General features: G+C 60.0%; 16 protein-coding genes and 1 riboswitch. Of the genes, 12 read left to right on the top strand and 4 right to left on the bottom strand.

The window, feature by feature from the left end:
• The first annotated feature begins 196 nt into the window (after positions 1-196).
• A riboswitch (TPP riboswitch) is annotated at positions 197-302 on the top strand.
• Positions 303-466: 164 nt separating this feature from the next.
• On the top strand, positions 467-2,356 hold the full coding sequence (gene thiC, locus ACM6IR_RS18115; RefSeq protein WP_414908964.1) for a phosphomethylpyrimidine synthase ThiC: 1,890 nt from the start codon (positions 467-469) through the stop codon (positions 2,354-2,356).
• A 167-nt stretch (positions 2,357-2,523) separates the two neighbouring features.
• On the top strand, positions 2,524-3,816 hold the full coding sequence (gene cytX / locus ACM6IR_RS18110; RefSeq protein WP_414908963.1) for a putative hydroxymethylpyrimidine transporter CytX: 1,293 nt from the start codon (positions 2,524-2,526) through the stop codon (positions 3,814-3,816).
• Here the strand turns inward: cytX and ACM6IR_RS18105 are convergent.
• Entirely contained in the window at positions 3,785-4,531 is a 747-nt protein-coding gene (locus ACM6IR_RS18105) for an RsiV family protein (RefSeq protein ID WP_414908962.1), read from the bottom strand. The genes cytX and ACM6IR_RS18105 overlap by 32 nt on opposite strands.
• A gap of 206 nt (positions 4,532-4,737) precedes the next feature.
• Here ACM6IR_RS18105 and ACM6IR_RS18100 point away from each other — a divergent pair, with 206 nt between their 5' ends.
• From ACM6IR_RS18100 to ACM6IR_RS18060, 9 genes are all read left to right on the top strand, one after another.
• Entirely contained in the window at positions 4,738-5,355 is a 618-nt protein-coding gene (locus ACM6IR_RS18100) for an NUDIX domain-containing protein (RefSeq protein WP_414908961.1), read from the top strand.
• On the top strand, positions 5,346-5,798 hold the full coding sequence (locus ACM6IR_RS18095) for a DUF1249 domain-containing protein (protein ID WP_046819863.1): 453 nt from the start codon (positions 5,346-5,348) through the stop codon (positions 5,796-5,798). The genes ACM6IR_RS18100 and ACM6IR_RS18095 overlap by 10 nt, the downstream gene beginning before the upstream one ends.
• Positions 5,799-6,017: 219 nt before the next feature.
• Positions 6,018-6,833, top strand: a complete 816-nt coding sequence (gene cpdA / locus ACM6IR_RS18090; protein WP_414908960.1) for a 3',5'-cyclic-AMP phosphodiesterase — start codon at positions 6,018-6,020, stop codon at positions 6,831-6,833.
• A gap of 185 nt (positions 6,834-7,018) precedes the next feature.
• A complete protein-coding gene (locus ACM6IR_RS18085; RefSeq protein WP_414908959.1) occupies positions 7,019-7,627 on the top strand; it encodes a YqiA/YcfP family alpha/beta fold hydrolase in 609 nt (202 codons plus the stop codon).
• Positions 7,628-7,686: 59 nt separating this feature from the next.
• Positions 7,687-9,591, top strand: coding sequence for a DNA topoisomerase IV subunit B (parE, locus tag ACM6IR_RS18080; RefSeq protein WP_414908958.1), 1,905 nt, complete (start codon positions 7,687-7,689; stop codon positions 9,589-9,591).
• On the top strand, positions 9,591-10,580 hold the full coding sequence (locus tag ACM6IR_RS18075; RefSeq protein ID WP_414908957.1) for an esterase-like activity of phytase family protein: 990 nt from the start codon (positions 9,591-9,593) through the stop codon (positions 10,578-10,580). Before parE ends, ACM6IR_RS18075 begins: the two co-directional genes overlap by 1 nt.
• Positions 10,577-11,101 carry a TIGR02281 family clan AA aspartic protease gene (locus tag ACM6IR_RS18070; protein ID WP_414908956.1) on the top strand — a complete coding sequence of 175 codons (525 nt, stop codon included), beginning with the start codon at positions 10,577-10,579 and terminating at the stop codon, positions 11,099-11,101. Before ACM6IR_RS18075 ends, ACM6IR_RS18070 begins: the two co-directional genes overlap by 4 nt.
• A 7-nt stretch (positions 11,102-11,108) precedes the next feature.
• Positions 11,109-13,376, top strand: a complete 2,268-nt coding sequence (parC, locus tag ACM6IR_RS18065) for a DNA topoisomerase IV subunit A (protein ID WP_414908955.1) — start codon at positions 11,109-11,111, stop codon at positions 13,374-13,376.
• Between the two features lie 176 nt (positions 13,377-13,552).
• The gene (locus tag ACM6IR_RS18060; protein WP_414908954.1) at positions 13,553-14,266 is read left to right on the top strand and encodes a membrane integrity-associated transporter subunit PqiC; all 714 of its coding nucleotides are present in this window, start codon (positions 13,553-13,555) and stop codon (positions 14,264-14,266) included.
• A 223-nt stretch (positions 14,267-14,489) separates the two neighbouring features.
• On the opposite strand, the gene ACM6IR_RS18055 is transcribed toward ACM6IR_RS18060, so the two are convergent.
• Entirely contained in the window at positions 14,490-16,025 is a 1,536-nt protein-coding gene (locus ACM6IR_RS18055; protein ID WP_414908953.1) for an AhpA/YtjB family protein, read from the bottom strand.
• Positions 16,026-16,160: 135 nt separating this feature from the next.
• On the opposite strand from ACM6IR_RS18055, the gene serB reads away from it, so the two are divergent.
• A complete protein-coding gene (serB, locus tag ACM6IR_RS18050; protein ID WP_414908952.1) occupies positions 16,161-17,375 on the top strand; it encodes a phosphoserine phosphatase SerB in 1,215 nt (404 codons plus the stop codon).
• Between the two features lie 182 nt (positions 17,376-17,557).
• Here serB and asd read toward each other — a convergent pair whose 3' ends face one another.
• Positions 17,558-18,418 (bottom strand): archaetidylserine decarboxylase, encoded by an 861-nt coding sequence (asd, locus tag ACM6IR_RS18045; RefSeq protein ID WP_414908951.1) that lies wholly within the window; start codon positions 18,416-18,418, stop codon positions 17,558-17,560.
• Between the two features lie 18 nt (positions 18,419-18,436).
• Positions 18,437-19,252, bottom strand: coding sequence for a thiosulfate sulfurtransferase (gene rhdA / locus ACM6IR_RS18040; protein ID WP_414908950.1), 816 nt, complete (start codon positions 19,250-19,252; stop codon positions 18,437-18,439).

Genomic DNA, 19,252 nt, shown 5'->3' with positions numbered 1-19,252 from the left:
TCCCTAAAAATTACGCTGATAATTTGTGCCAAAGGTAAGGCGCGGCGTTGTATATCGTCAATGCGGAGCGTCAATGCGCAGCATGGCGTCGCGAGTGTAGTTGCGCACACCTTTGGCAACAATCGTCTAATTACGCCATTCATCATGGTGTTTACTGAGGTGTTGGCGTTCTTTGCCAGTTGTGTCTAGACTGGCCGGGTTCTTGTCGGGGTGCCTTGCTATGAGGCTGAGATCGAATAATTTCGGATCCCGTTGAACCTGATCAGGTTAGCGCCTGCGTAGGGAACAAGATTTCTCGTCACCCGGCGAGTCCTCTTGTGCTTCGTCCGGGATGTTGTTCGACAATCGAACACCCCTCGAGCACTGAGCACAGCACTGCTGGTTTCCCCAGCGCCCGTGCGTCCATTCGATTACAGGTTCGCTCCGACAAAAAATCCACTGCCTGGATGTGTTCGGAGAGCCCGTGATGACGATAAAACCAAAAAATACGACGAACCTGAGTGACTCGGCCCAAGTCGATCAACAATCGGTTCAGCCGTTTACCCGCTCGCAAAAAATCTATGTTCAGGGCTCCCGCCCGGACATCCTCGTGCCGATGCGCGAAATCAGCCTCGACGTGACCCCGACCGACTTCGGCGGTGAGGTCAATGCGCCGGTCGTTGTGTACGACACCTCCGGCCCTTACACCGACCCCAACGTCATCATCGATGTGCGCAAAGGCCTGGCCGATGTGCGTTCGTCGTGGATCGAGTCCCGGGGTGACACCGAGCGTCTGTCCGGCTTGAGCTCGAACTTCGGCCAGGAACGCCTCGCCGATGCCGAACTCACCAAGCTGCGTTTTGCCCACGTGAACAACCCGCGCCGCGCCAAGGCCGGAGCCAACGTCAGCCAGATGCACTACGCCCGCAAAGGCATTATCACCGCCGAGATGGAATACGTTGCCATCCGCGAGAACATGAAGCTCGAAGTGGCTCGCGCCGCTGGCCTTCTGGACCAGCAACACGCCGGCCACAGCTTCGGCGCCAGCGTGCCGAAAATCATCACCCCCGAATTTGTCCGTGACGAGATCGCCCGCGGTCGCGCGATCATCCCGGCCAACATCAACCACACCGAACTGGAACCGATGATCATCGGCCGTAACTTCCTGGTGAAGATCAACGGCAACATCGGTAACAGCGCTTTGGGTTCGTCCATTGAAGAAGAAGTGGCGAAACTGACCTGGGGCATTCGCTGGGGTTCGGACACCGTCATGGACTTGTCCACCGGCAAACACATTCACGAAACCCGCGAATGGATCATCCGTAATTCGCCAGTGCCGATCGGTACCGTGCCGATCTACCAGGCCCTGGAAAAAGTCGGCGGCGCAGCCGAAGACCTGACCTGGGAGCTGTTCCGCGACACACTGATCGAGCAAGCCGAGCAGGGCGTCGATTACTTCACCATCCACGCCGGCGTATTGCTGCGCTACGTGCCACTGACCGCCAAGCGCGTGACCGGCATCGTCTCTCGCGGTGGTTCGATCATGGCCAAGTGGTGCCTGGCGCACCACAAAGAGAACTTCCTCTACACCCATTTCGAAGACATCTGCGAAATCATGAAGGCCTACGACGTCAGCTTCTCGCTGGGCGATGGCCTGCGTCCGGGCTCGATTGCCGACGCCAACGACGCTGCGCAATTCGGTGAGCTGGAAACCCTCGGCGAGTTGACCAAAATCGCCTGGAAGCACGATGTGCAGTGCATGATCGAAGGCCCGGGCCACGTGCCGATGCAGTTGATCAAAGAGAACATGGACAAGCAGCTCGAGTGCTGCGACGAGGCGCCGTTCTATACCCTCGGCCCGCTGACCACCGACATCGCGCCGGGCTACGACCACATCACCTCCGGGATCGGTGCGGCAATGATCGGCTGGTTCGGTTGCGCCATGCTGTGCTACGTCACGCCGAAGGAGCACTTGGGCCTGCCGAACAAAGATGACGTGAAGACCGGGATCATCACCTACAAGATCGCCGCTCATGCCGCCGACCTTGCGAAAGGGCACCCGGGCGCGCAGATTCGTGACAATGCCTTGAGCAAGGCGCGTTTCGAATTCCGTTGGGAAGACCAGTTCAACCTGGGTCTGGATCCGGACACCGCGCGTTCGTACCACGATGAAACCCTGCCGAAGGATTCGGCCAAGGTCGCGCACTTCTGCTCCATGTGCGGGCCGAAATTCTGCTCGATGAAGATCACCCAGGAAGTCCGCGAGTACGCGGCCAACCAGCGGATCGAAACGATCGATGCCGAAGTCGCCCAGGGGTTGGCTGACCAGGCTGAGCGGTTCAAGCAGGAAGGCAGTCAGCTGTACAAGAAGGTTTGATCTGACCTGAGGTCGGCGGTGTCCGCACCGCCGCCATCGCGAGCAAGCTCGCTCCCACAGGGATTTGTGAGCGACGCAAATCCCTGTGGGAGCGAGCTTGCTCGCGATGGCGCCAGACCAGACAGCCAAGATCTCAATGACACACTTATCCCTCTGAGATAACACCCTTGAGCATTCAACCCAGCACTTACTCACCCGACATCGCGGTGCCGACCGACAAACGTGTCTTCGGCGGCCGCGATCTGTTTTCCCTATGGTTCTCCCTCGGCATAGGCCTGATGGTCCTGCAGACCGGCGCATTGCTCGCGCCAGGTCTGGGCCTGTCCGGTTCGTTGCTGGCGATTTTTCTTGGCACTCTGGTCGGCGTGCTGCTGCTGGCCGCCGTTGGCGTGATCGGCAGCGACACTGGCCTGTCGTCGATGGCCGCGCTCAAGCTCAGCCTCGGCAAACGTGGCGCGAGCCTGCCGGCCATGCTGAACCTGCTGCAACTGATCGGTTGGGGTTCGTTCGAAATCATCGTTATGCGCGACGCCGCCAGTCTGTTGGGCGCCCGTGCGTTCAGCGAAGGCAGCTGGCTGTCCAACCCGCTGCTGTGGACCTTGTTCTTCGGCGCATTGGCAACCTTGCTCGCCGTCAGTGGACCGTTGAACTTCGTGCGGAAAATTCTGCGCAAATGGGGCATCTGGCTGCTGTTGGCCGCGTGCATCTGGCTGACCTGGAACCTGTTTGCCAAAGCCGATCTGAGCGCATTGTGGGCGAAGTCCGGTGACGGTTCGATGCCGTTCGCCGTGGGGTTCGACATTGCCATTGCAATGCCGCTGTCGTGGTTACCGCTGATTGCCGACTACTCGCGTTTCGGCAAGCGTGCGAAAAACGTATTCGGCGGCACGGCGCTGGGTTTCTTTATCGGTAACTTCTGGCTGATGAGCCTCGGCGTGGCTTACACCCTGGCGTTCGCGCCGAGCGGTGAAGTGAATGCCTTGCTGTTGGCATTGGCCGGTGCCGGCCTGGGGATTCCGCTATTGCTGATCCTGCTGGATGAGTCCGAAAAAGCTTTCGCTGACATTCACTCGGCGGCCGTTTCCAGCGGGATTTTGTTGCGCTTGAAAGTCGAGCATCTGGCATTGGCCATCGGTGTAATCTGCATCCTGATCGCCTGTCTGGCACCATTAGTCCAGTACCAGAACTTCCTGCTGTTGATCGGTTCGGTATTTGCGCCGCTGTTCGGCGTGGTGCTGGTGGATCACTTCATCCTGCGTAAACGTTCCGCACAGGTGGCGTCAGCCGCGTTGCGCTGGCCGGCGCTGCTCGCCTGGTTGGGCGGGGTCAGCACTTATCACGTGTTGGCCAATCTCTATCCGGACATCGGCGCGACCCTGCCGTCGTTGATTCTGGCAGGGCTGCTGCAACTGGTGCTGGGTCGGGCATTCAGCTACGGCCGGGAAACAGCTCAGGCTTGAGAATGCCGTTCAGGCGCGGGTAGGGGATCTTCAGTTCGATGTGGCCCAGCGCGTAAGGCGCGATGGTGCTCACTTCGTACTTGAGGATCACGCCGCCATAGGTCAGCCCCACGTTCTGGGTTTTCTGGAACGGCCAGCGCTTCACGAACTCCGGTTCCTGATCGAGCTTGGTGCTGATCAGCCAGCTGTTGTGCGCCACCTGCGCGGCTTTCCAGAATGCTTCTTCTTGCCCCGGCAGCAACATATCCGACAGCGTCAGCACCTTATGCTGCTGGCGCGAATAGTTGATGAGGCTGCGCCCCGGGGTGCCTTGCTCATCCCCGGTGTCCAGGTAGCTGGACAATTCGAGGATCACCAATCCGTCATGCTGCTCACGTACTTTGGCTTGCAGGTAGCTGCTGTAGTGCGGGGCGGCAGTACGCAGAAACTCTTCGCGATAAGCCGCCAGCGTCGGTGCCACCGGGGCGTCGGGCGAGGTGCGGGTCAGTTGTAGCAGGCGTTTTTCGACAATCCCGTCAAGTTGCGGTTCGGCGGGAAAGTGCAGCGTATCGATGTTCACCAACGGGCAATCCGGTGTTTTGCAGCCTGGTTTCAGCTGTTCGGAAGCGTCGCGGGTAGTGTCCAGCGGTGCCCGGTAGTTGGGCTGGAACAGGCTCTGGCATGCGCCCAGAGTCAGGGCGATTACGGCCACGGAGGCGATTTTAAAAAGCGACATGGGCGTCCTTGATAAAACAGGGGAAGGCAAAAAGTTATCCGCTTCGACTCTCAACGAAGCAGTCAGTTCGCCACTAAGCTAATTAGAGTTGGTTTCGTCCTCACCGTCTATCCCGCTGACGGGAAAGGGGCTGCATCAAACGCCGCGAGCGCGTTAGGATGGCGCGAAGTCGAGGCTGGAGCCTCGGTGTCGATACGAGGATTGTCATGACTGATTTTGCCAACGCCATTCCGACCGCCGTTGATATCGTGCGGCGCGAAAAGTGCTACGAGGGCTTTTACAAACTCGACCGCGTGCACTTGCGCCATGAGTTATTCGCCGGTGGCATGAGTCGCGAAATCAATCGTGAAGTGTTCGTTCGCCACGATGCGGTCTGTGTACTGCCCTACGATCCGCAGCGCGACGAAGTGGTGATGATCGAGCAATTTCGCGTTGGCGTCCTGGGCAAGACCGACAACCCATGGTTGATTGAACTGGTCGCTGGTCTGATCGACAAGGAGGAAGTACCGGAAGAAGTTGCTCACCGCGAAGGGCAGGAGGAAGCTGGGCTTGTATTCGGGGCGCTCTGGCCGATGATCAAATATTTTCCATCGCCGGGCGGCAGTAATGAATTCGTGCATTTGTACCTGGGGCGTTGCGAGACAACCGGGGTCGGCGGCCTGCATGGGCTGGAGGAAGAAGCAGAAGATATTCGCGTCACAGTCTGGGCCTTCGAAGATGCCCTGCAAGCTGTACGCGATGGGCGTATTGCCAACGCGGCAAGCATCATTGCCCTGCAATGGTTAGCTTTGAACCGCGCTGAAGTGAGGGGGTTATGGTCGTAAACAAACTGCGCGATCGCTATCGGGTGGACCTCGTGGGGCTTCAAGCGTCCTGTGAGGCGAACTACGCGCGCCTCATGCGACTGCTCCCGGACATGCGCAACGAGCCGGCGGCGCGTCGTATTGCCGTGACCCATGGCGACCAGATGCTGGGTGTGCTGGCCCTCGAAGTGTTGCAGGTATGTCCGTACACCACGACACTGCAAGTGCGCCAGGAGCACAGCCTGCCGTGGCTGCCGGTGCCGCAACTGGAAGTTCAGGTCTATCACGACGCCTGCATGGCCGAAGTTGTCAGCGCCGAACATGCGCGACGCTTTCGCGGCATCTATCCTTACCCGAACGCCTCAATGCACCAGCCGGACGAAAAGGCCCAGCTGAATATGTTTCTGGGCGAATGGCTGAGCCATTGCCTGGCGTTGGGGCATGAATACGAAGTCGTACGTTGAGTACCCTGTCTCCCAAATATGCTCATTTTTGACGGTGCTAGCTATGAGTCGTCGCGGCGCCTTGCCTGACAACAATGACCACTCACCAAAAAAAGAGAATATTTGGGAGACAGGGCACTAGTTGTGAACTGCGTCAGGTTCGCAGGTTTCCCCTTTTGATCGTCCCCCAGCATAATTGCGGCACTTGTCCAAACCCGTAACATGCCTTGGGAGAACGCCTTGCCGAGCTTATCGACATTGACCACCGCCGATTCGGCGTTGCTGGTGCAACTCTCCGACAGCCATCTGTTTGCCGAAGCGGACGGCACGTTGCTGGGCATGAACACGCGCGACAGCCTGCAAAAGGTCGTCGAACTGGTGCGCCTTCAGCAGCCGCAGATTGACCTGATCATTGCCAGCGGTGATTTGTCACAGGACGGGACGCTGGAGTCGTATCAGCTGTTTCGTGATCTGACCCGGCCGCTCGACGCGCACGCGCGCTGGATTCCCGGCAATCACGATGAGCCGCAAATCATGGCCGAAGCCGCGGTGCAAAGCGCACTGCTGGAGCCGGTGGTGGATATCGGCAATTGGCGGGTGACGTTGCTCGATTCGGCGGTACCGGGGTCGGTGCCAGGGTATTTGCAGGACGAGCAATTGCAATTGCTGGCCCGTGCGTTGAGCGAGGCGCCGGAGCGACACCATCTGGTGTGCCTTCACCATCATCCGATGCCGATTGGCTGTGCGTGGATGGAGCCCATTGGGTTGCGCAATCCTGAGGCGCTGTTTGCGCTGCTGGATCGGTTTCCACAGGTGCGTGCGGTGCTTTGGGGGCATGTGCATCAAGAGATCGATGAATTACGTAACGGCGTGCGTATGATCGCTTCACCCTCGACGTGCATTCAATTCGAGCCGGGCAGCGATGATTTCAAGGTCAGCGACCAGGCGCCGGGGTATCGATGGTTGCGGCTGTTGCCGGATGGCCGGTTCGAAACCGGCGTGGAACGCGTCACCGGGTTCGACTTCCAGGTTGATTACGGCTCCAACGGTTACTAAGTCATACCGGGAGACCGCGTTGCGGCCTTCGCGAGCAGGCTCGCTCCCACAGGGATGTGGGCGCCTCAGGTCCAATGTGGGAGCGAGCCTGCTCGCGAAGGCGTCCACACAGGCGCCCTCATTTCTGCAGATATCCCCGACACCCTGTAAACTGCGCCTCTTTACCCGACGCGCAGGGAGTTCAAATGTCCGGATCGATCCTTTATATCCACGGTTTCAACAGCGCGCCTTCGTCGAAAAAGGCCACTCAGTTGAGCGAAGTGATGGAGCGTCTGGGCTTGAGCGATCAATTGCGCGTTCCGGCCTTGCACCATCATCCCCGTGAGGCCATCGGTCAGTTGGAACAGGCGATTTCGGAGCTGGGGCGACCGCTGCTGGTCGGCAGCTCCCTCGGCGGCTACTATGCGACTCACCTGGCCGAGCGCCTTGGCTTGAAAGCCTTGTTGATCAACCCGGCCGTCAGTCCACACCGGATGTTTGACGGATTCTTGGGAACGCAAAAAAACCTGTATACCGATGAAGCCTGGGAATTGACCCACGACCATGTGACGGCCCTGGCCGAGCTGGAAGTGCCGGCGCCCCAGGATCCGCAGCGGTATCAGGTGTGGTTGCAGACCGGCGACGAAACGCTGGATTATCGCCTCGCCCAGCAGTATTACCGGGCCTGTGCGTTGCGCATCCAGGCCGGCGGCGACCATGGTTTTCAAGGTTTTGCCGCGCAACTTCCGGCAATGCTGAGTTTTGCCGGCATCGGCGCAGATGTGTATCAGGCGATCGACTTCACTGCACTGTGATTCCTTGCCTCTATTTTCAATGAATACTTTTCTTCACAGAAGACGGACGACGAGACCCCATGGCCACTCCCAGCGCTAGCTCTTATAACGCCGACGCCATCGAAGTCCTCTCGGGCCTCGACCCGGTGCGCAAACGCCCCGGCATGTACACCGACACCAGTCGGCCGAACCACCTCGCCCAGGAAGTCATCGACAACAGCGTCGACGAAGCCTTGGCCGGGCACGCGACGTCGGTGCAGGTCATCCTGCACGCGGATCACTCCCTGGAAGTCAGCGATGACGGCCGTGGCATGCCGGTGGACATTCACCCGGAAGAGGGTGTGTCCGGCGTCGAGCTGATCCTCACCAAGCTCCATGCGGGCGGCAAGTTTTCCAACAAGAACTACCAGTTCTCCGGCGGTCTGCACGGGGTGGGTATCTCGGTGGTCAACGCCTTGTCGACCGAAGTCCGGGTGCGCGTGAAGCGTGACGGCAACGAATACCAGATGACCTTCGCCGATGGTTACAAGAAAACCGAGCTGGAAGTGATCGGCACCGTCGGCAAGCGCAACACCGGCACCAGTGTGTTCTTCGCCCCGGATCCGAAGTACTTCGATTCCCCGAAATTCTCCATCAGCCGCCTCAAGCATGTGCTCAAGGCCAAGGCCGTTCTGTGCCCGGGGCTGCTGGTCAGTTTTGAAGACAAGGCCACCGGCGAGAAAGTCGAATGGCATTACGAAGACGGCCTGCGCTCCTATCTGGTCGACGCGGTCAGCGGATTCGAACGCCTGCCGGACGAGCCGTTCTGCGGCAGCCTGGCCGGTAATAAAGAAGCGGTCGACTGGGCGCTGTTGTGGTTGCCCGAAGGTGGCGACAGCGTGCAGGAAAGCTACGTCAACCTGATCCCGACGGCGCAGGGCGGTACGCACGTCAACGGTTTGCGTCAGGGGTTGCTCGACGCGATGCGCGAGTTCTGCGAGTTCCGCAGCCTGCTGCCCCGTGGCGTGAAGCTGGCGCCGGAAGACGTCTGGGAACGCATCGCCTTCGTGCTGTCGATGAAGATGCAGGAGCCGCAATTCTCCGGCCAGACCAAGGAGCGCCTGTCATCCCGTGAAGCCGCCGCGTTCGTGTCCGGTGTGGTCAAGGATGCCTTCAGCCTGTGGCTCAACGCCAACCCGGAAACCGGCATGCTGCTGGCGGAACTGGCGATCAACAACGCCGGCCGTCGCCTGAAAGCCAGCAAAAAGGTCGAGCGTAAGCGCATTACCCAAGGTCCGGCACTGCCGGGCAAGCTTGCCGACTGCGCCGGGCAGGACCCGATGCGTTCCGAGCTGTTCCTGGTGGAAGGTGATTCCGCCGGTGGTTCAGCCAAGCAGGCGCGGGATAAAGAATTTCAGGCGATCCTGCCGTTGCGCGGCAAGATTCTGAACACCTGGGAAGTCGACGGCAGCGAAGTGCTGGCCAGCCAGGAAGTGCACAACATCGCCGTGGCCATCGGCGTCGATCCAGGCTCGGCAGACATCGCCCAGCTGCGTTACGGAAAAATCTGCATCCTCGCCGACGCCGACTCCGACGGTCTGCACATCGCCACGCTGCTGTGCGCGCTGTTCGTCCAGCATTTCCGCCCGTTGGTGGATGCCGGTCACGTCTATGTCGCGATGCCGCCGCTGTACCGCATCGACCTGGGCAAAGAGATTTACTACGCGCTGGACGAAGCCGAGCGTGATGGCATTCTCGATCGCCTGGTGGCCGAGAAGAAACGCGGCAAGCCGCAAGTCACCCGATTTAAAGGTCTGGGTGAGATGAACCCGCCACAGTTGCGAGAAACCACCATGGACCCGAACACTCGGCGTCTGGTGCAGCTGACGCTGGACGATTTTGAAGCGACTTCGGAAATGATGGACATGCTACTGGCGAAGAAACGCGCCGGTGATCGCAAGTCGTGGCTGGAATCAAAAGGCAACCTGGCCGAGGTTCTTGGCTGATGCGGGTTGGCTTTGCCTTGGCGTGTGCGTTACTTCTGACCTCGGTTTCGGCGTTTGCCGAACCGGCTCCGGAGTTGCGCCTGCTGTCCGAGCATGCCGTGGACGGTATGCGCGGCGGCAACCTGTCGGGGCTGGCGCAGTGCGGCAAGGATCTGTGGACCGTTTCTGATCGCGACGATGATCAAATCTACCGACTCGATATCAGCGAGAACACCTGGCAAGCCGAAACCGTGCACCTGCGAGTGCCTCCTGTACCGGACAGCGGTTTGCCCTGGAGTTTGCGTTCGCGGACCTGGGCGGCGTCTTTCGTGCGGGGCGGGGAGCTGGATTTCGAAGGCATCACCTGTGACAGCGCCGGCAATCGCTACATTGTCAGCGAGGCCCATGCTGCCGTGTTGCAAGTGCCGCTGGTGGGGCCTGCGTCGTGGCTGAAAATATCGCCGATACTGGTACGCGAAGCGCGGGCCAGCGGCATGCTGTTGCATTTCAATGCCTTGTTCGAAGGCCTGGCAATCAATCCGGCCGGAGACCAGCTTTGGCTGGCGGCCGAACGTGAGCGCCGGGGTTTATTGCTGATCAAGCGTAAGCAAATCGTCTGGGACTGCGACGGCGGCTGTGTACTGCTGAGCGAGGCCGGGATGGAAATGCAACCCGCGCTATTCCCCAAGGCCAAAGCGGTTTCCCGGGATTTTTCCGATCTTTCATTATTCAACGGCAAACTGTTCACCCTTGAGCGCAACGCGTTCGAAATCTGTCGCCGTGACGCGGTGACGGCCAAGGTCGAGCGTTGCTGGTCGTTTGCGAAGGAAGCGCTACAGAAAAATCGGCTTTATTCACAGCCTTATGGATTGGCGGAAGCGTTGGTCGTGGACGCCGATGGCGCCTGGATCGGCATCGATAACAACGACGAGGCCCGCGCCGATGGTGAGGTCCGCCCGATCGTCTGGCGCTTCGCCGCGCCTGACGGTGGCTGGAGCGCCAAGCCGTGAGCCGGCAAACGCCGGGCAAGCGCGCCGGTCGGGTGTTCATGGTGTTGGCCTGGTGTGCCGCGCTGTTTCTGGCGACGCGGTTTTTCGGTGAGTGGGAAGCGCGTCGGCACAATCCCAACGGCGTCGTCAGCTCGGAACAGGGCGAAGGTTTTATCGAAGTGAAACTGATCAGTAACAATCAGGGACACTTCGTCGCCAGTGGCCAGATCAACGGCCAACCGGTGGATTTCATGCTGGATACCGGGGCGACCGATGTGTCGATCCCGGCCAGTCTGGCCGAAAGGCTGAAGCTGGAAGAGGGCTTTGGGGTGACCCTGAGTACCGCCAACGGTCTTAGCCAGGGTTATCGAACCCGCATCGACCGGCTGCAAGTGGGCGACATTGTGTTGCGTGATGTTCGCGCGCTGGTCGCGCCAGGCCTGGATGGCAGTCAAGTGCTGCTCGGAATGAGCGCGCTGAACAAACTTGAATTTACCCAGCGCGGTGGCACCATGCTGCTGCGCCAGACAACGAACCAATGAGGCCCGCATGAGCGACTCCCTTGATCTCAGCCTGGACGGTGTAGAGCGCCGGTCACTGGCTGACTTCACCGAAAATGCCTACCTCAACTACTCCATGTACGTGATCATGGACCGTGCCTTGCCGCATATCGGCGACGGCCTGAAACCGGTACAGCGACGCATCATCTACGCGATGAGCGAGTTGGGGCTGGACGCCGATTCCAAGCACAAGAAGTCGGCGCGTACCGTCGGCGACGTGCTCGGTAAGTTTCACCCGCACGGCGACTCGGCCTGCTATGAAGCCATGGTCCTGATGGCCCAGCCGTTCAGTTACCGCTACACGCTGGTCGATGGCCAGGGTAACTGGGGGGCGCCGGATGATCCCAAGTCCTTCGCCGCCATGCGTTATACCGAAGCGCGACTGTCGCGTTATTCCGAAGTGCTGCTCAGCGAACTGGGCCAGGGCACTGCGGACTGGGGGCCGAACTTCGACGGCACGCTCGACGAGCCACTGGTGTTGCCTGCACGTTTGCCGAACATCTTGCTCAACGGCACCACCGGCATCGCCGTCGGCATGGCCACCGACGTTCCGCCGCACAACCTGCGCGAAGTGGCGACTGCCTGCGTGCGTTTGCTCGATGAGCCAAAAGCCACGGTCGAACAGCTCTGCGAACATATCCAGGGCCCGGACTATCCGACCGAAGCGGAAATCATCACCCCGCGCGCCGACCTGTTGAAAATCTACGAAACCGGTCGTGGTTCGGTGCGCATGCGCGCCGTGTACCACATCGAAGACGGCGACATCATCGTCACCGCGCTGCCGCATCAGGTCTCGGGTGCCAAGGTGCTGGAACAGATCGCGGCCATGATGCAGGCCAAACCGTCGAAAGCCCCGCAGATCGCCGACTTGCGTGACGAATCCGACCACGAAAACCCGTGCCGGATCGTGATCATTCCGGGCGCCCGGAAAAACTTCGATCACGATGCGCTGATGCAACACCTGTTCGCCAGCACCGAGCTGGAATCGAGCTACCGGGTCAACATCAACATCATCGGTCTTGATGGCAAGCCACAGTTGAAAAACCTGCGGGCGTTGCTGGTCGAGTGGCTGGAATTCCGGGTCCGGACCGTGCGTCGCCGCCTGCAATTCCGCCTCGACAAAGTTGAGCGTCGCCTGCACCTGTTGGACGGTTTGTTGATTGCGTACCTCAATCTGGATGAAGTGATTCACATCATCCGTACCGAGGAACACCCGAAAGCCGCGCTGATCGAGCGCTTTGCCCTGAGCGAAATCCAGGCCGACTACATTCTCGACACCCGCTTGCGTCAGTTGGCGCGACTGGAAGAAATGAAGCTGCGTGCCGAGCAGGATGAACTGCTCAAGGAACAGGCCAAGCTGCAAGCGTTGCTGGGCAGCGAAGCCAAGTTGAAAAAACTGGTCCGCACCGAACTGATCAAAGATGCAGAAACCTACGGCGACGACCGACGTTCGCCAATCGTCGAGCGCGCCGAAGCCAAGGCACTGACCGAACACGATCTGCTGCCGAACGAGAAAGTGAGCGTAGTGCTGTCGGAAAAAGGCTGGGTTCGTTCCGCCAAGGGCCACGAGATCGATGCCACCGGGCTTTCCTACAAGGCCGGGGATGGTTTCAAGGCCTTGGCCGCTGGGCGCTCCAACCAGTTTGCGGTGTTCATCGACTCCACCGGTCGCAGCTACTCGGTCGCCGCACACACCCTGCCATCGGCTCGTGGCCAGGGTGAACCGCTGACCGGTCGTCTGACACCGCCGCCAGGGGCGACCTTCGAATGCGTGTTGATGCCCGAAGATGATTCGTTGTACGTGATCGCGTCCGATGCCGGTTATGGTTTCGTGGTCAAGGGTGAAGACTTCCAGGCCAAGAACAAGGCGGGTAAAGCCCTGCTGAGTCTGCCGAACAACTCGAAGGTGATTCTTCCGCGTCCAGTGGCCGATCGCGAGAACAACTGGTTGGCGTCGGTGACGACCGAAGGTCGCCTGCTGATCTTCAAAATCAGCGACCTGCCACAATTAGGTAAGGGCAAAGGCAACAAGATCATCGGGATTTCCGGTGAGCGTGTGGCCAATCGTGAAGAATATGTGACGGACATCGCGGTACTGCCTGATGGCGCCACATTGGTGCTGCAGGCTGGAAAACGTACCTTGTCGCTGAAGGCGGACGACCTCGAGCACTACAAAGGTGAGCGTGGGCGTCGTGGAAACAAATTGCCACGTGGCTTCCAGAGGGTAGATGCGCTGCTCGTCGAAAACCTCAATTAAGCGTCCTAGAGCGCTCGATCTACGATTTAACGCGTAGATCGACGCATTGGCGCTGGAGTCGGAACGCATATTCACGGATGATATGGCCTTTCAAGCGCCGGCGTGGCCGAGCGTTCTTCATATTTATTGAGTATTTTCACTGTGGTTAGCCTTGTGGCAACCACCTGGATGGGACGATGACTGCTCTGCGCCTTCCTTTTATTTTGATGCTCGCTGGCGTTCTTGGCCTGGCGGGTTGCAGCGTTCACCAACCGGTGTCGCTGTATCAGCTGGACAGTGGTAATCCGGTTCAACCTGCGCAAAGCGCTGGCATGGCGGTATTGTTGGGCCCGGTAACGGTCGCTGATTACCTGCAACGCGAAACGCTGTTGCAGCGTCAGCCCGATGGCAGTCTGCAAGCCTCGACCGACGGTCGTTGGGCGGGCAGCCTGTCGTCCGATATCGATCAGCTGTTGTTGCGTCAGGTATCCGGTCATCTGGACAGCCAGCGTGTTGTCCTGGCACCTGCGACAGCCGGCTTCACGCCGGATGTTCAAGTATTGCTGACGATTACCCGCCTTGATTCGGGTGAATCGCAACCGGCAATCCTTGATGCGCAATGGCGTCTGATTGACCGTCGTGGCCAGGTTCGCGATAACCGTATCGTTCATTTTCAGGAACAGCACGCCAGCGGCACGGCGGCTCAGGTTCAGGCCCAGGGCGTATTGCTGCAGCGTCTGGCGGAGCAGTTGTCGGTGGCGCTCAAGCCGCTGGCCAATCAGCCGCCAATTGCTGATGCACCGCGTAAGCCGGCTGCCAAGCCTGCGGCACCCGCGGCAGAACAGGATAAGCAACCGAAGATCCCGATGGCTGCACCGATCCGCACGGATATGGAAGTGTTCAGGTTCTAAGCCTGGATTGAGTCAACACAAAGCCCGCATTGATGCGGGCTTTGTTGTTTCTGCAGTTGGATTTTCATCGCTGCTGATGGCCTCTTCGCGGGCAAGCCTCGCTCCTACAAGGACTGCGCAATACCCGTAGGAGCGAGGCTTGCCCGCGAAGAGGGCGGCACAGGCAACAAAAAGCCCGCAGACGATCACTCATCGGCGGGCTTCTTTACAGCAGGGCCAAGGCTTACGCCCGGCGTTCGTGCATACGCGCCAATTGCCGCTCCAGCATCGACGGGTAAGGCTCCATCAATCGCTCCACACAGCAAGCACCCTCAGGGCTGGCAATCGGACGGATCCGTGCACGCTGGCGAATCAACGCATCGTCACTGATCTTGCGCTCCACCAGCAGCAGGTTGCGGCTGTGTTGCGACAGCGCCAGAGCATCCTGAGCGGTTTCTGTCAGCAACAGATCGATCTGGCTCAGACCGAACAACCCATCGCCCAAGGTCAGGCCCAGCTGCAATTGCAGGGTGATGCCGCTGTCAGCGACTTCGATCTGCAACTGATGGCCCAGCGCACGCAACAACTCGCCGCAGCAGATAGCATTGGTCAGGTAGTCGTCACCGCTGTCTTCGGTGTGGAACAACATCAGCGTGCTGCCGTCGTTCAGGGTGTGCAGCTCACTCTGGTAGAGCGAGGCGGCCTGATCGAGGCAATCACGATAGCGTTTGAGCAGTTCTTCCAGGCGTGTGCGGGGCAGGCGACGGAGCTGATCCTGCGCCCCCAGTTGCACAGCCAGTACCGCGCTGTGCTGGGGCACATTGGATGCCAGCGGTTTTGGAGCCGGTTTCGGCGCGCTGTTGACCGACTCGTCGCGCAGGTCGGAGAACGGGTCTTCGTCGTCATCTTCGTCTTCGACGGTGCTGACAATGTGCCGTGGCGCTGGCTTCATGGCCGCCACCGGTCGGGTTTCGTCGAAACTCGGGTCCCGCAGGTTACGCACTTCGAAGGCCGGTTCGGCATCGTCGCTGTCGTCATAATCGCTGTCGTCGAACTCGGGTTCCGGAACCGGCTCCGGTTCGGCTGGCTCCGGCGCGAAATTGGCGTGCAGCTGGCGAGCCAGGTCACCAATCTCATCCTGACGTTCGGTGGCCGGGGTATATTCGTCGATATTGCGCAGCCACACCCGCAGTTGCAGCAGCGGCGTGGAGATGTGCCGACCCAGGCGCAGGCTCAAGGCCAGGGACAGGGCCAACAGAATCGCACTCAAAATGCCCATGCTTTGCAGGCTGATGGTCATCGGCTGCTGGAACTGATCCATGTCCAGGCTGATGCGCAGCTGCCCGGCCGTCACGTCCTGGAACGTGATCTTGCTCTGGTACATGCCCTCGGCTTCGCCCAGCAGGCTGTGCTTGGGGCGCTGACCGGCTTCGGCGAGGATGCGGTTATCCACGCTATAGATAGCAGCGTGAGCCACCAGCTTGTTTTTGGTCAGGTTGTTGAGCAGCACGTTGAGGCTGAGGATGTCATTGGACACCAACAGCTCCGTGGCGGACATGGCGGTCTGCGTGGTCAGGCTTTCACCCAGCGCATCTGCCTGCTCGTGCATGGCCTGCTTGAACTGCAAACCCATCACACAGGCGTAGATCACCAGGGCCAGAGCGACCAGGATCACGTTATGGCTGGCGATGCGCAATGCAATCGGTACACGGCGATGGCGCAGTGCCCGGAAGATCAGCAGAAAGAAGTTATCGGTTTTTACTGGCGTGGGCCGGTTCACTTGAGCTCGGCTCTTTTGTCCGTGAAGTTGACGCGCAGTATAGCGACAGGCCCTAGACCGGCAAAGCGCTCACGGTGCCCGATGGTCACTGAAAGTGGGTAGAATGCGGTTTTTTTCCACCTGCGGGGGTGCGCCTTGCGCGAAATCGTCCTGATAAACATCACGGGAGTCGACCGTCCGGGTCTGACTGCGGCCATTACCGGCGTTCTGGCCCAGGGTGGTGTGAACATTCTCGACATCGGTCAGGCGGTGATCCACGACACCCTGTCGTTCGGCATCCTGGTTGAGATTCCTGACACTGAGCAAGGCAAGTCGGTGCTCAAGGACATCCTGTTCACGGCTTACAAGCTCGATCAACAGGTGCGTTTCACGCCGGTGTCCGAAGAGGATTACCAGCAGTGGGTCGGCAATCAGGGCAAAAAACGCCACATTGTCACGCTGTTGACCCGCAAAGTGACCGCCGGGCAATTGCAGGCCGTGAGTTCGATCACCGCTAAATATGGCCTGAATATCGACCACATCGATCGCTTGTCCGGGCGCATGCCGCTGGACACCCCGGCCGATCAGGGCAAGGGTTGCATCGAGTTTTCAGTGCGTGGCGAAGCGGCTGACCCGCAGGCGCTGCGGGCCGAGTTCCTCAGCGTTGCTCAGGAATTGAACGTCGACATCGCTTTCCAGGAAGATTCGCTGTTCCGTCGTAACCGTCGCCTGGCGGTGTTCGACATGGACTCGACGCTGATCGAAGCCGAAGTCATCGACGAACTGGCCAAGGCGGCGGGCGTGGGCGATCAGGTTTCTGAAATTACCGAGCGGGCGATGGCCGGTGAACTGGACTTTCGCGCGAGCTTCAAGGAGCGCCTGGCCTTGCTTAAAGGGCTGGACGTCAGCGTGCTGGATTCGATTGGTGCTTCGTTGCGTCTGACCGAAGGCGCCGAAACGCTGTTCGCCGAACTCAAGCGCCTGGGCTACAAGACCGCGATTCTTTCCGGCGGTTTCACCTACTTTGCCAAGCAATTGCAGGCCAAGCTGGGCATCGACTACGTGTTCGCCAACGAACTGGAAGTGGTGGACGGCAAGGTCACCGGCGTAGCGGTCGAGCCGATTGTCGATGCGCAGCGCAAGGCCGATCTGCTGCGTGAGCTGGCCCATAAGGAAGGTTTGCGCCTGGAGCAGACCATCGCGGTCGGCGACGGAGCCAATGATCTGCCAATGCTGGCAATTGCGGGGTTGGGCGTGGCGTTCAGGGCCAAGCCGCTGGTGAAGCAGTCGGCGAAGCAGGCGATTTCCACCCTTGGGCTGGATGGCGTGTTGTATCTGCTGGGCTTCCGGGATCGTGACGGGCAGCTCTGAGTCTTGGATTGACTGACAGGGCCCCTTCGCGAGCAAGCTCGCTCCCACACTGGATCTGCGCCAAATAGAGATCAACTGTAGGAGCGAGCTTGCTCGCGATGAACCTGAGAACGCCGCGGGGTGTCAGACTTGCCGCGCTATCGTTGACGACCATCGCGGGCGAGCTCGCTCCTACAGGGGTATCAGGCTTTCGGGAGGCCCATGCCCTGGCCCATCTGCACCGGCGAACCCGCCGCCAGTTCTTCAGCCCACTTCACTTGATCCGGCCCGAACAGCACGACAGCGGTCGAACCCAGCTTGAAGCGACCCAGTTCCGCACCTTTTTCCAGATGAATCGGCGCGCGGGCAGTTTCGTCGTAACGGAAGGTTTTCAGCTCGCGTTTAGGTGGCGTGACCAGCCCGGCCCAGACGGTTTCGATCGACGCCACGATCATCGCGCCCACCAGCACAACGGCCATCGGTCCGCGCTCGGTGTCGAAAATGCACGCCACACGCTCGTTGCGGGCGAACAGCTCCGGGACGTTTTCAGCCGTGGTCTGGTTGACCGAGAAAATCCGGCCCGGGATGTAGACCATCTCACGCAGGGTACCGGCCAGTGGCATGTGCACGCGGTGGTAGTCCTTGGGCGACAGGTAAATAGTCGCGAAGTCACCGCCCATGAACGGTGCAGCGTTGGCTGCGTCGCCGCCCAGCAATTCCAGCACGCTGAAGCTGTGGCCTTTGGCCTGGAACACGCGACCGTGCTCGATCGGGCCGAGTTGACTGACGGCGCCGTCGGCCGGGCTGAGGATCGCGCCCGGGGTTTGGTCCAGCGGACGTGCGCCGTCTTTCAACGCGCGAGTGAAGAACGCATTGAAGTGCTCGTAGGCGGTCAGGTCTTCGACCAGCGCCTGGGACATGTCCACCTGATACCGCTTGGCGAACCAGGCAGTGAAGGCGTTCTTGAACCAACGCACGCGGCATTCGGCGATGCAGCCGGCCAGTCGCGAGAGCAAGTGATGGGGCAGCAGGTATTGGCTGAGGATGAACAAACGCTTATTCATTAACTGTCCTTAAAAACCTTAAATCTCTACGGGGGTGTCGGGATGATTGCCCCATTCGCCCCAGGAGCCGGCGTAACCTTTGACCCGCGGATAACCGAGGGACTTGGCCACCAGGTAGGTGAAGCCAGAGCGATGGTGAGTCTGGCAGTGGGTAATCACTTCTTTGTCTTTGCTGATCCCGAGTTGTTCGAGGATCTGCGGCATGTCCGTGCGGATGCGCAGATTGCGTGCTTTATCCATGCCGGCCGTCCATTCGAAATTGACTGCGCCAGGAATGTGCCCGGCCTTGGCCGCCAGGACTTTCTCGCCAGCGTATTCCAGCGGCCCGCGCGCGTCCCAGATCGCCAGGTCGGGGGCGCCGAGACGGCTTTGCAGGTACTCGCGGGTGGCGGTGGGTTCGTCGTGCAGGGTCAGGGCGACCGGGCCGCCGACCGCTGCCGGGACCTGGATCGACATGGGCAAGCCTTCTGCCAGCCAGGCCGTCAGGCCACCGTCAACGTAGTGGTACTGGGTGTGGCCGATGACATCCAGCAACCAGATGAATCGCCCGGCCCAACCGCCGCCCTCGTCGTCATAGACCACGTAGACCGCATCGGGGTTGTGTCCCAGTTCGCCGAACAATGCTTCAAGCGCGGCGTGGGTCGGCAGCAGGCCTGGCGCAGGCGCCTGACCCAGCTGTGTGCGTTTGGGATCGACAAAACGTGCGCCGGGAATATGCCCTTCGGTATAGCGGGCGGCGCTGGTCAGGTCCACCAGAATCAGTTCGCGGGCGTCGAGACGGGCGAGCAGATCGCTCGGTTCGATCACCAGCGCCAAGCCAGAGAAGTCAGACAT

This window comes from Pseudomonas sp. IT-P253 (genome assembly GCF_949768125.1).
In the GTDB taxonomy this organism is placed as follows: domain Bacteria; phylum Pseudomonadota; class Gammaproteobacteria; order Pseudomonadales; family Pseudomonadaceae; genus Aquipseudomonas.
This window is presented reverse-complemented; position numbering and strand designations above follow the sequence as displayed.

Excerpts from the sequence above, each read along its gene's own strand:
- asd (WP_414908951.1), bottom strand. The coding sequence starts at position 18,418 with ATGAATAAGCGTTTGTTCATCCTCAGCCAATACCTGCTGCCCCATCAC.
- ACM6IR_RS18105 (WP_414908962.1), bottom strand. The coding sequence starts at position 4,531 with ATGTCGCTTTTTAAAATCGCCTCCGTGGCCGTAATCGCCCTGACTCTG.
- thiC (WP_414908964.1), top strand. The coding sequence starts at position 467 with ATGACGATAAAACCAAAAAATACGACGAACCTGAGTGACTCGGCCCAA.
- ACM6IR_RS18085 (WP_414908959.1), top strand. The coding sequence starts at position 7,019 with ATGTCCGGATCGATCCTTTATATCCACGGTTTCAACAGCGCGCCTTCG.
- parE (WP_414908958.1), top strand. The coding sequence starts at position 7,687 with ATGGCCACTCCCAGCGCTAGCTCTTATAACGCCGACGCCATCGAAGTC.
- ACM6IR_RS18095 (WP_046819863.1), top strand. The coding sequence starts at position 5,346 with ATGGTCGTAAACAAACTGCGCGATCGCTATCGGGTGGACCTCGTGGGG.
- ACM6IR_RS18060 (WP_414908954.1), top strand. The coding sequence starts at position 13,553 with ATGACTGCTCTGCGCCTTCCTTTTATTTTGATGCTCGCTGGCGTTCTT.
- rhdA (WP_414908950.1), bottom strand. The coding sequence starts at position 19,252 with ATGTCTGACTTCTCTGGCTTGGCGCTGGTGATCGAACCGAGCGATCTG.
- ACM6IR_RS18075 (WP_414908957.1), top strand. The coding sequence starts at position 9,591 with ATGCGGGTTGGCTTTGCCTTGGCGTGTGCGTTACTTCTGACCTCGGTT.
- parC (WP_414908955.1), top strand. The coding sequence starts at position 11,109 with ATGAGCGACTCCCTTGATCTCAGCCTGGACGGTGTAGAGCGCCGGTCA.
- ACM6IR_RS18100 (WP_414908961.1), top strand. The coding sequence starts at position 4,738 with ATGACTGATTTTGCCAACGCCATTCCGACCGCCGTTGATATCGTGCGG.